The sequence below is a fragment of the Actinacidiphila yanglinensis genome (assembly GCF_900107965.1).
Classification (GTDB): Bacteria; Actinomycetota; Actinomycetes; order Streptomycetales; family Streptomycetaceae; genus Actinacidiphila; species Actinacidiphila yanglinensis.
The window spans coordinates 346,133-357,937 of record NZ_FNVU01000009.1 but is presented as its reverse complement, the minus strand read 5'-3'; the positions used below and the strand labels follow the sequence as shown (position 1 = coordinate 357,937).

The window sequence follows — 11,805 nt, the reverse complement described above, 5'->3', positions numbered from 1 at the left end:
CATGGGCGACGTCATCCCCCTCGACAGCCACATCCGCGTCGCCAACCCCCGCACCCCGAAAACCGACGACTCCCGCATCCTGCGCCGCGGCTACAACTACGACCGCGGCATGGACACCGACGGCAACCTCGACATGGGACTCATCTTCATCTGCTACCAGCAGGACCTGGAACGCCAGTTCACCACCGTCCAAAAACGCCTCGCCGGCGAACCCCTCACCGACTACATCACCCCCTTCGGCGGCGGCTACTTCTTCGCCCTCCCAGGAGTCAAAGACCGCACCGACTGGCTCGGCAGCACCATGCTCGCCTGAACGTGCGGTGAAACATCGAACCGACCCCTGCTGTTCACCGGTACGTCACCACCGTGCCGTTGCCGTGTCGCGGCTCCCCCGGACGATCGCGTTCGACACCGCGCGCGAATCAGCAGCGGGACGCGGAGCGCACCACCTAGCGGAGGCTGACACAGCATGAGCACCACAGGCAGTACGGGCAGGACGAGAAGAGGTCCGCGACAGCGGACCGCGCGCTGGGGGGCGTTCGCCGGAGCAGCGGCGCTCGTACTGCTGGGCGGCACCGCGCCCGCCTATGCCGACTCCGCCCACCACGGCGGCGGCAGCGGCGGCAGCACGACCACCCCGATCAAGCACCTGGTGGTCCTCTTCGACGAGAACGTGTCGTTCGACCACTACTTCGGCACGTACCCGCAGGCCGCCAACACCGACGGCACGAAGTTCACCGCGTCCAAGAAGACGCCGAAGAGCATCGACACCGAGGCGCACGCGGGCCTGCTCAAGAAGAACCCGAACCAGTACGCCCCGCAGCGGCTGAGCTCGACCGAGCCGGTCACCTGCGACCAGAACCACTCCTACGGCCCCGAGCAGTACGCTGCGAACGGCGGCAAGGCCGACCAGTACGTGCAGAACACCGACTCCGGCAAGTGCTCGGGCGGCCTGTTCTACCAGCCGGGCCTGGTGATGGACTACTACGACGGCAACACCGTCACCGGTCTGTGGAACTACGCCCAGAACTACTCGCTGGGCGACAACTCCTACAGCGACAACTACGGCCCGTCCACGCCGGGTGCGCTCAACCTCATCTCCGGCCAGACGCACGGCGTGATCTCCGTGGACCCGAAGTCCGGTACGGAGAACCCGAAGCAGACCACCACGCCCGACGCGTACACCGTGGTCTCGCCGGATGCCAAGGGCGTCGGCACGGTCGCCAACGACCCCGACCCGGCCTACGACGACTGCGCCGACAACAGCCACACCAGCACCAACGCGCTCGGTGAGATGACCGGCAAGAACGTCGGTGACCTGCTCAACTCCAAGAACGTGACGTGGGGCTGGTTCCAGGGCGGCTTCGCCCCGTCCACCGCGTGGGACGGCAAGCAGGGCGACTACGCCAGCTGCCAGGGCACCACGCACACCAACGTGGCCGGCGCGGCCTCGGTGGACTACAGCGCGCACCACTCGCCGTTCGAGTACTACAAGTCCACGTCCAACCCGCACCACCTGCCGCCGAAGAACACGGCCGAGATCGGCCACAACGGCCAGGCGAACCACAACTACGACCTGAGCGAGTTCGACAAGGCGCTCGACGCCGGCAACCTGCCCGCCGTCAGCTTCCTGAAGGCGGCCGAGTACCAGGACGGCCACGCGGGGTACTCCGACCCGATCGACGAGCAGAACTTCCTCGTCAAGGAGATCAACGCGATCCAGTCCTCGCCGGACTGGAAGGACACCGCGGTCGTGGTGGCGTACGACGACTCCGACGGCTGGTACGACCACGCCTTCGCCAAGCCCACCAACGGCTCGAAGGACACCACGGTCGGCTCCAACGGCAAGGCCGCTGACAGCCCCGCGTGCCAGGCCGGACCGAGCGCGGCCGGTGGCTACAACGACCGCTGCGGCCCCGGCACCCGCCAGCCGCTGCTGGTCATCTCGCCCTACAGCAAGGTCAACGCGGTCGACCACACCCGCACCACGCAGGCGTCGATCACCCAGTTCATCGAGAACAACTGGAAGACCGGCCGGGTCGGCGACCACTCGTACGACGCCACCACGGGCAGCCTGACCGGCGCGTTCGACTTCAAGCACCCGAACAACAAGCAGGTGCTGCTCAACACCAACGGCTCGGTGAAGTCCGTCAAGCCGATCAGCAGCGTGCACGGCAACCCGCCCGGCGGCCCGGGCAAGCCCGGACACGGCGGCTCGGCCGGCGCGGGCGGCTCGTCCGGCGGCAACAACGCGAGCACGCAGCTCGCGGAGACCGGCACCTCCTCCCCGGCGCTGCCGCTCGGCATCACCGCGGGCGTGCTCGTGGTCGGCGGCGGGGCGCTGTACTACGCCCGCCGGCACCGGAGCGCGGCGCGCGCCGCGGCCTGACCGGAGGAACGGCCGCGGCCTGACCGCGGCACCGCACGACCGCACCATCTGCAGGACCAGTGAGGGGCCGTCCCGGCAGTCGCCGGGGCGGCCCTTCGCCGTCTCCGGGACGCGTCGGGCCTTGAATCAACGGCGCGCCGGCGCCTCGGCGTTGCCTTCACGAGCTGAACGCTTTTCCCGTGCATCGGCGGCACTCGGGCCTCCTTCGTATTCCGATACGGGCTTTGGGCACAACTCTTGACATGGATGAAACACAGGCGGAAACATTCCGGGGTGTGTCGGGAGAGCGCTCTCACCGGTCAACCGGTGGGCGTGCGCCCAGAGTTCGGCACGTATGACCCCCCACCCCGCAGTCAGGAGAGTCGCCCATGCCCCCTCCCCCCACGCCCACCACGGCACTGAGACCCGCGGTGGCCGCGGACCACCGCAGGCAGCGGAACATCGTCGCCGCGGTGATCACCGCCCTGGTGGCGTCGCTGCTGCTGTTCGTGCCGATGCACGCGGCCCACGCGGCCGACACCCTGCTCTCGCAGGGCAGGACGGCGACCGCCTCCTCGACGGAGAACGCCGGAACTCCCGCCTCGGCGGCGGTGGACGGCAACACCGGCACCCGCTGGTCGAGCGCCGCGTCCGACCCGCAGTGGCTGGAGGTGGACCTCGGCGCCTCCGCCACCCTCACCTCCGTCACGCTCAACTGGGAGACGGCGTACGCGAAGGCGTTCAAGATCCAGACGTCCTCGGACGGCGCCAACTGGACCGACGTGTACTCCACCACCACCGGAACCGGCGGCAACCAGACGGTTTCCGTAAACGGTTCCGGGCGTTATGTCCGCATGTACGGGACGGTACGGGCCACCGGATACGGCTACTCGCTCTGGGAGTTCCAGGTCTACGGCACCGCCGGCGGCAGCACGCCGCCGGCCGGCGCCACCCTGATCTCGCAGGGCAGGACGGCCACCGCCTCGTCGACGGAGAACGCCGGAACTCCCGCCTCGGCGGCGGTGGACGGCAATACCGGCACCCGCTGGTCGAGCGCCGCGTCCGACCCCCAGTGGCTCCAGGTCGATCTGGGCGCCACCTCGACGATCAGCTCCGTCGTCCTCAACTGGGAGACGGCGTACGGCAAGGCGTTCAAGATCCAGACGTCGAACGACGGGACGACCTGGACCGACATCTACTCCACCACGACCGGCACCGGCGGCAACCAGACGCTCAACGTCACCGGCTCCGGCCGCTACGTGCGGATGTACGGCACCGCGCGCGCCACCCAGTACGGCTACTCGCTGTGGGAGTTCCAGGTCTACGGCACCGCGGGTGACGACTCCGGCGGCGGCGACAACGGCGGCACCACGGGTGGTGGCGGCACCGGCCCGATCCAGGGCGGCGGCGACCTCGGACCGAACGTGAAGGTGTTCGACCCGTCGACGCCGAACATCCAGGCCCAGCTGGACTCGATCTTCTCCCAGCAGGAGAGCAACCAGTTCGGCGACGCCCGCTACCAGGTCTTCTTCAAGCCGGGCACGTACAACAACATCAACGACCAGATCGGCTTCTACACGTCGGTCTCCGGTCTCGGCAAGAACCCCGACGACGTCCAGATCAACGGCGACATGACCGTGGACGCCGGCTGGTTCAACGGCAACGCCACGCAGAACTTCTGGCGTTCGGTGGAGAACATGGCGCTCAAGCCGGTCAGCGGCGACGACCGCTGGGCCGTCGCGCAGGCCGCGCCGTTCCGCCGGATGCATGTCGAGGGCGGCCTCAACCTGGCGCCCAACGGCTACGGGTGGGCCAGCGGCGGCTACATCGCCGACAGCAAGATCGACGGCACCGTCGGCCCGTACTCGCAGCAGCAGTGGTACACCCGGGACAGCTCGATCGGCGGCTGGACCAACGGCGTGTGGAACATGGTGTTCTCCGGCGTCCAGGGCGCTCCTGCCCAGGGCTTCCCGAACCCCGTCTACACGACGCTGAACACCACCCCGGAGTCCCGGGACAAGCCGTACATGTACCTGGACAGCAGCGGTAACTACCAGGTGTTCGTGCCGAACATGCGCACCAACGCCAGCGGGGTGGACTGGCCGAACACGCCGGGCACCTCGATCCCGCTGACCCAGTTCTACGTCGCGAAGCCCGGCGTGTCCGCGGAGACCATCAACGCCGCGCTCGCCCAGGGCCTCAACCTGGTGCTCACCCCGGGCATCTACCACATCGACCAGCCGATCAACGTCACCCGCGCCAACACGGTGGTGCTCGGCCTCGGTTACGCCACGGTCATCCCGGACGGCGGCGTGGACGCGATGAAGGTCGCGGACGTGGACGGCGTCAAGCTGGCCGGCTTCCTCATCGACGCCGGCACCGGCAAGTCGCCGCAGCTGCTCCAGGTCGGCGCGCCGGGTTCCTCGGCGAGCCACGCGTCCAACCCGACCACCATCCAGGACGTGTTCGCCCGGATCGGCGGCGCGGGACCGGGACAGGCCGGTACCGCCTTCGAGATCAACAGCAACGACGTGGTCATCGACCACACGTGGCTGTGGCGGGCGGACCACGGCGCGGGCGTCGGGTGGACCACCAACCCGGCGGACGAGGGCCTGAAGGTCAACGGTAACAACGTGCTGGCCACCGGCCTGTTCGTGGAGCACTTCGAGAAGTACGACGTCGAGTGGGCCGGCCAGAACGGCAGGACGATCTTCTTCCAGAACGAGATCGCCTACGACCCGCCGAACCAGGCAGCCATCCAGAACGGCAGCACCAGAGGGTTCGCCGCGTACAAGGTGGACAGCAACGTCACCAGCCATGAGGGCTGGGGGCTGGGCAGTTACTGCAACTTCACCGCGGATCCGTCGATCATCCAGGATCACGGGTTCGAGGCGCCCAACACGCCCGGGGTGAAGTTCCACGATCTGCTCGTGGTGTCGCTCGGCGGGATGGGTCAGTACGCGCACGTCATCAACGACACCGGTCCGGGTACCTCGGGTACCTCGACCGTCCCGTCCACGGTGACCAGTTACCCGTAAGCAGAGGCGGTGCCGGGGCGCCCTGACCCTCCGAGGGTGCCCCGGTCCCCCGTCCCGGGGACCTCACGGTCCGTGGGTGGCGTGGGGATAGCCCCAGGCGCAGCTCTGGGGGAGCAGTTCCCCGTGTCCCTGATGAGTGCGGCTCCTTCCGCGGAAGAACGCTCGACTCCGCGGAGGGACGCTCACCCAAGGGCGCCGGGGACACCTCCCAGCCGCCATGCTGGGGGAGGAACTGCGCGCGCAACCACCGCCGACCGCAAGGCCCCCCGCGGCGAGGACGGGGCAGCCTCGGGGATCAGTGGGCCAAAGGCCCCTCCGGGAGGGTGACCCGGCCCGGGGGCACCAGCAGGGTGGCAGCGAGAGCCGCGGCAGCGGCAACGACCGCGAGAACGAAGAACGCCTCACCGAACCCCCCGGAAGCCCCTCGCTCGATCCCGCTCGCCGCCACCGTGGAGACGACGGCGACCCCGACCGAACCCCCCACCTCGTGGAAGGTGTTGACGACGCCGGAGGCCAACCCGGACTCGCCCGGCCCGACCAGCGCCAGCGCGGTGCCGATCGCGGTGACGAACACCGCGCCGACGCCGAGCGCGGCAACCCCCGTCGCGGGAGCGACCAGCGGCCAGACCCGGGTCCCCGCGCCGAGCCCGGCCAGCGGCGCCGCCCCGCAAGCGGCAACGGCCATGCCCGCGGCGGCGACCCAGCGCGGCCCGACCACCCCGACCAGCCGCCCCGCGAGATGCGCGCCGATGCCGGTGGCGAGCGCCGCCGGGAGGAAGACCAGCCCGGTGCCGATCGCGCTGTACCCGCGCACCTGCTGGAGGTACACCGACCCGAGGAAGAACGTGGAGATCAGCACCCCGGTCGCGACAAGCATCAGGAACGCGCCGGCCACCACCGGCCGCCGTGCGAGCATCGCGACGTCCATCAGCGGCGCGCCCGACGCGCGTTCGACGGCCGCGAACGCCGCGTAGAGCACGGCCGCCAGCCCCAGCGACAGCAGGGTGCGGGCGCTGCCCCAGCCCGCGTCGCCCGCGGTGACCAGGCCGTGGACGAGGGCGCCGGTGCCGGTGGTGGCGAGCACCGCACCGGGCACGTCCAGCCGGGCCTGGCGCGGCGCCCGCGCGGGCACGACGCCGGGCACCGCGACCAGCACGGCCACGCCGACCGGCACGTTGACGAAGAAGATCCAGCTCCAGCCGGGCCCGCTGGTCAGCGCGCCGCCGAGCAGCACGCCCGCGGCCGATCCGGCGCCGCCGATGCCGGCCCACACCCCGAGCGCCCGGTTCCGTTCCGGACCGTGGAAAGTGGTGGTGACCAGCGACAGCGCGGCCGGGGACAGCAGCGCCGCGCCCGCGCCCTGCGCCATCCGCGCGCCGAGCAGGGTCCCCGCGTTGCCGGCGAGCCCCGCGGCCAGGGAGGCGGCGGTGAACACGAGGAGCCCCGCGCTGAAGGTGCGTCGGGCGCCGAGCGCGTCGGCCAGCCGCCCCCCGAAGAGCATCAGCCCGGCGAAGCACATCGTGTACGAGGTGACCACCCACGTCAGGGTGGTCCGGTCCAGGTGCAGCCCCGCGGAGATGTCGGGCAGCGCGACGTTCACCACGGTGACGTCCAGGATCAGCATGAACTGGGCGAGGCACAGCAGCGCGAGGGCGACCCAGCGGCGCGGGTCGGCGGGTGGCGACGGCTCGGGGTGGGCGGCGGACGGGGCGCCGAGGGCGGGATGGGTCATGGCGGTCACGATCCTCACGACGGTGGGTGTGCACAGGTGCGGGAGCGCGCCGGCCCAGGCGCCGCGCGGCTCCGCCACGCACGGAACTGTACTGAACAGCACAGTACAGTTCTCCACTCCTGAACTCAACGGTTCAGTTCATGTGCGGGCTAGACTGCCGGGCATGAGCGACAGGGCAGCCGTCCGGCAGGACGAGCGGGCGCGGCCGGCCGGCCCGCGGGCCGAGCGCAAGCGGGCAGCCATCCTCCGCGCGGCCCGCGGCCTCTTCCTCCGCGAGGGCTTCGACGCGAGCGTGGACCAGATCGCGGCCGAGGCGGGCGTGTCGAAGGTGACCGTCTACAACCACTTCGGCAGCAAGCAGGCGCTGTTCGTCGAGGTGATCAAGGACGCCACGGACGCCCCGCTCGGCGACACCCTGGTCGGCGCGGTGGACGGGCTGGCCGACGGCGACGACCTGCGGACCGTCCTCGTGGCGGCCGCCCGCGCCTGGGTCACCGAGGTACGGCAGAACCCGGACACGCTGGCGGTCCGCAACCTCGTCGCCCGCGAGGCGCACCGCTTCCCCGAACTCGACGCGGCCTGGCGCGAGGGCGGCGGCCCTGGCGTGCACCACCCCGCGGCCGGCGCCGCGCTGGCCCGGCTCGCCGCCGCCGGCCGGCTGGAGATCCCCGACCTCGAAGTGGCCATCCTGCAGCTCTACTCGCTGCTGGTCTTCCCGCACCTGGTCTTCAGCGCCTACGGCACGGGCGTGGACGACGACCTGGCCGACCGGATGGTCACCGGCGGCGTCGACATGTTCCTGTCCCGGTACGCGCCCCGGTGAGGCCGTACCGGCGGCAGCAGGGTCAGGCGGGCTTGCGCGCCTCGATCAGATAGCGCGACGAGTGGGCCACGAACGGCCCCTTGGCCGCGATGAGTTCGTGCAGGTCGCGCAGCCGGTCGCGGTACCGCTCGACGGTGAAGTCCGGCACCATCCAGATCACCTTGCGCAGGAAGTACACCATCGCGCCGACGTCGTGGAACTCCATCCGCAGCCGCTCGTACCGCAGATCGGTCACCTCCAGACCCGCGTCGACGGCTGCCGCGCGCGCCGCGTCGGGGTGGCGCGGGCCGATCCCGGTGTCGGGCTGCTCGCCGAGGAAGAACTCGTAGACCTCCACCGCGCTGGCCGGCCCGACGTGCTGGGCGAAGTACGTGCCGCCCGGGCGCAGCACCCGGGCGATCTCGTGCCACCACACCGTGACCGGGTGCCGGCTGGTGACGAGGTCGAACGCGGCGTCCGCGAACGGCAGTGGCGGCTCGTCCTCGTCGGCGACCACGACCACACCGCGCGGGTGCAGCAGGGCGGTGGCCTTCGCGACGTTCGGCGGCCACGACTCGGTGGCGGCCATCACCGGCGGGAAGGCCGGCGCGCCGGCCAGCACCTCGCCGCCGCCGGTCTGGATGTCCAGCGCGGCCGAGACCCGGCCGAGCCGCTCCGCCATCAGCCCCTGGTACCCCCACGAAGGGCGCTGCTCGCTGGCCCGCCCGTCCAGCCAGGAGAAGTCCCAGCCGGCCACGGACACGGCATCGGCTTCTGCCACCAGGTCGTCGAATCCACGCTCCATGGGGTCACCCTCCCCCGTTCGGAGGACAAGCGGCAACCCTGTTTGCGCGTCCGCGCGAGGGGCGCGTCGCGCCGGACCGCATCATGCCGGGCCGCATCACTTCGGCCTCGTCTACACCGGCGCGGGCGGCGGCAGGGTGAGGTAGCAGCGGATCGCGGTGCCGGCCGTGCCGGTGTGGGTGCGCACCAGGTCGGCGAGCTGATGGACCATCAGCAGTCCGCGCCCGCCCGGCCGTCCGGGCGGGGGAAGCCGGCTGCCGGCCAGCGGGTCGGCGAGCCGTCCGCCGTCCCGCACCTCGCAGGCGACGTGCCCGTGCTCGGCCCACACCCGCACCACGCCGTGGCCGCCGCCGTGCAGCACGCTGTTGGTGGTCAACTCGGCGACGGCAAGGGCCAGATCGTCCAGCCGGGGACCGGCCAGGCCGAGCGCGTCGGCGGTGCGGACGGCGAACCGGCGTGCGGCGCGCAGCCGTTCGTCGTCGAAGACGTACGAGGCGGCGAACCGCGGCTCGCTCAGCGGCACGTTGTAGGAGGCGACGGCGAGTTCGGGGGCGTAGTGCGCGCTGGTGCGGCGCCGCCCGCCCTCGATCAGCACCGGGTGGGTCACGCAGGCGTCGCCGAGTGCCTGCGGATCGAGCCGCACCGCGTCGTACAGGCACAGGATGGTGGCCCCGCGCCCGTCGAACGCCGCGTTCACCAGGGCCTCGTGCTGCACGCAGGCCGGGTACTCCAGTGGAGTGCGGCCCGGCCACACCGGTTCGGCCACGATCCGGACCCGGCCGGCGGGCTGCGCGTCGGCGAAGGCGGCGAGCACGCCGGGGATGATCCGGCCGGGGTTGCGGCCCGCGCGGGCCATGTCGGTGAAGTGCACGCCGTCGGCGAGCGGCCCCAACGCCTGGTGCAGCAGCGCCAGTCGCTCCCCGGGGACGGCGACGGCGACGGGCTCGCCCACGGAAAAGCCGTCGCGCACGAAGGCCAGGGTGGTGTCGAGGTACTCGGCGTCGTCGCGGTAGAAGAAGGCGGGGTGCGAGAAGGCGCCGACGGCGGTGTCCACGTCGTCCGGCCCCCTTTCGGACACGTGTGCCGGTCCCGACAGTATGCGCCCCGAAAAGATGACCTTGTCGGGGGGTCGACCGCCCACCGCTCCACCTGCCGGCGCGCGGGCCGGCAGTGTGACGGGCCCGGCCGCGGCCGGCGGGAGCGTCACCGCCCGGCCCCCGGTCGGGCCGCCGTCCGGCGCCCCGACCGCCACCGCGGGACCACCGCCGTCCGCGGCGCCCACGACCGTCCCGCCGCCCCACGGGGCGACGCCCCCGCCCGTACCGTCCCGGCCTCCCGAAGGGGCGCCGCCCACTGGCCTACCGCTCATCGCCGAACCCCCGTCCGCCGTGGCGCCGTCCTGCGGCGCCGTGTCGATGTCAGCCGTTGTTGATCGCCTCGAAGGCCGCCGCCAGGGTCTCGCTCTCCTCGAAGGGGACCGCCCGCTCGAGGGCCGGCACGAGGTCGCGCCGTTCGTGGAAGAGGTACTGGTACATCTGGGTGAGGGCGCCGTCCACCGTGAGGTGCCGGGTCTCCTCCGGGTGCCGGCCGGTGAGCGCGCGGTCGAGGATGCCCTGGATCAGGTCGCCCTCCTGCCGGTCGCGGGCGACGATCCGCGCCGACTCGCCGTGCCGCTCCAGCACCTTGCGGACGGTGGCCTCCTTGGCCGCGCAGTGCCGCGCGAAGGTGTCGGCGAGCGGGCGTACTTCCTCCGGGCTGTCCTCGCCCCGCATCCGCAGGTCCTCGACCATCGCCAGCAGCAGGCCGCCGGACGTGACCAGGCTGGCCGCGAGCCCGGTGGGGACGTGCCTGCCCTCGTGCCCGGCACCCGCGCCGGCACCGCCGCGCCTGCGCCCGAACCCCCACCAGTTCCTGCCGCCGCGCCCGCCCGCACCGTCCGGCACCCGTTCGTGCGCGATCACTCCGTCGTCGGCGGGGGCGGCCGGCCCGGCGGGCACCGCGGAGTCCGTACCCGGGTCCGTACCCGTCGATCCGGGGCCGTCACCCGGGTCCGGAGCCGGCTCGGGCGCCACGCTCGCGCCGCCGGGGCCCGCCGGATCCGGTGACGGCACGCCCCGGCCGGGACGGTCGGGCATCTCCTCGCGGTCGCTCGCTTCGCTCATGCCACCGGCTCCTTGTCTGTGCTCGCGGGACCCGCGGGGTCTGCCCGATCCCGGCGGCCCTTCGCGCCGTGCGTCGTCGGTTCCTGCACCTCCTACGGTGCTACGGTCCGGCCGTCCCCGCCCCTCGCCACCTGCGCGGCCCCCGCGTATCCCGCGTACCCGGTGGGGCCTAGCGGTCCTCCTCGTCGGGCAGGTCGGCGTCCTCCACCACGTGCACCGCGGCCTCCTCGGCGGAGGCCGCGCCGCCGTCGATGCCGACGTCCTCGCCGGTCACGCCGTCCCGGCGTGAGTGGGCACCCTCGTCCGGGCCGACCAGGCGGCCGGAGCGCAGGTCGCCCGCCTCCGGGTCGAGCAGTTCGCCGTCGGTGTCCGAGGCGTCGCCGAGCCCGTCGCCACCCGGCGGCTGCCCGTCGGGGCGCTCGCGGGCGAGCCGGCGGTCCAGGGACTCGCCGGCGCGCTGCTCATCGCCCGTGGTGCCGGTGTCCTCGACCGCCAGCGGGCGCTCCGGCGGCGAGTAGCCCTCGTCGAGCACCTCCGCGATGCCGCGGTCGTCGAGGGTGTCCTCGGGCTCGAGCGGCCCGGTGTCCTCCCGGATGTCGCGGTCCCCGCCCTCGTCGGGCTGGTACACGTCGTCGCCGCGGCCGAGATCGTCGAATCCGCCCTGCTGAGTCATGTGCGTGCGCTCATCTCGTCGGGTTCCGCGCCGTCGAACGCGTCCAGGTGGGCGGGCGTGCGGCCGGTGGCCGGTGGTGCCTGCCGGGGCGGGGCCGGCTCACTCGGGCAGGCGCCCTCGGGTGCCACGGGAATCGCGCTTCGCACGTCCACCACGTCCTCTCGTGTTGCGGGATGCCGCGCTGCGCGACGTCGCCTACCCCTCCGTCCCACGCGGAAACGGGCAT

9 protein-coding genes are annotated in these 11,805 nt (G+C 72.3%); 4 read left to right on the top strand and 5 right to left on the bottom strand.

All coding sequences use genetic code 11. The features are described from left to right. The 3 genes from C4U44_RS22610 to C4U44_RS22600 all read left to right on the top strand — a co-directional run. Positions 1-313: Dyp-type peroxidase (locus C4U44_RS22610; protein ID WP_200823351.1), on the top strand; the 313-nt coding region annotated here is incomplete at its 5' end. A 156-nt stretch (positions 314-469) separates the two neighbouring features. Then, positions 470-2,389, top strand: coding sequence for a phospholipase C (locus tag C4U44_RS22605; RefSeq protein WP_103887780.1), 1,920 nt, complete (start codon positions 470-472; stop codon positions 2,387-2,389). A 494-nt stretch (positions 2,390-2,883) separates the two neighbouring features. Next, positions 2,884-5,406 carry a discoidin domain-containing protein gene (locus C4U44_RS22600; RefSeq protein WP_200823358.1) on the top strand — a complete coding sequence of 841 codons (2,523 nt, stop codon included), beginning with the start codon at positions 2,884-2,886 and terminating at the stop codon, positions 5,404-5,406. Between the two features lie 295 nt (positions 5,407-5,701). On the opposite strand, the gene C4U44_RS22595 is transcribed toward C4U44_RS22600, so the two are convergent. Further along, positions 5,702-7,138 (bottom strand): MFS transporter, encoded by a 1,437-nt coding sequence (locus C4U44_RS22595; RefSeq protein WP_103887810.1) that lies wholly within the window; start codon positions 7,136-7,138, stop codon positions 5,702-5,704. A 163-nt stretch (positions 7,139-7,301) separates the two neighbouring features. On the opposite strand from C4U44_RS22595, the gene C4U44_RS22590 reads away from it, so the two are divergent. After that, positions 7,302-7,961 carry a TetR/AcrR family transcriptional regulator gene (locus tag C4U44_RS22590; protein WP_103887778.1) on the top strand — a complete coding sequence of 220 codons (660 nt, stop codon included), beginning with the start codon at positions 7,302-7,304 and terminating at the stop codon, positions 7,959-7,961. Positions 7,962-7,983: 22 nt separating this feature from the next. Here the strand turns inward: C4U44_RS22590 and C4U44_RS22585 are convergent, their stop codons facing one another. The 4 genes from C4U44_RS22585 to C4U44_RS22570 form a co-directional block, all read right to left on the bottom strand. Beyond that, complete coding sequence (locus tag C4U44_RS22585; protein WP_103887777.1) at positions 7,984-8,745, bottom strand: class I SAM-dependent methyltransferase; 762 nt, start codon at positions 8,743-8,745, stop codon at positions 7,984-7,986. A 111-nt stretch (positions 8,746-8,856) separates the two neighbouring features. Further along, the gene (locus C4U44_RS22580; protein WP_103887809.1) at positions 8,857-9,798 is read right to left on the bottom strand and encodes a sensor histidine kinase; all 942 of its coding nucleotides are present in this window, start codon (positions 9,796-9,798) and stop codon (positions 8,857-8,859) included. 364 nt (positions 9,799-10,162) lie between these two features. Further along, positions 10,163-10,906, bottom strand: a complete 744-nt coding sequence (locus tag C4U44_RS22575; RefSeq protein ID WP_103887776.1) for a hypothetical protein — start codon at positions 10,904-10,906, stop codon at positions 10,163-10,165. Between the two features lie 169 nt (positions 10,907-11,075). Next, a complete protein-coding gene (locus C4U44_RS22570; RefSeq protein WP_103887775.1) occupies positions 11,076-11,579 on the bottom strand; it encodes a DUF5709 domain-containing protein in 504 nt (167 codons plus the stop codon). Between the last annotated feature and the right edge of the window lie 226 nt (positions 11,580-11,805).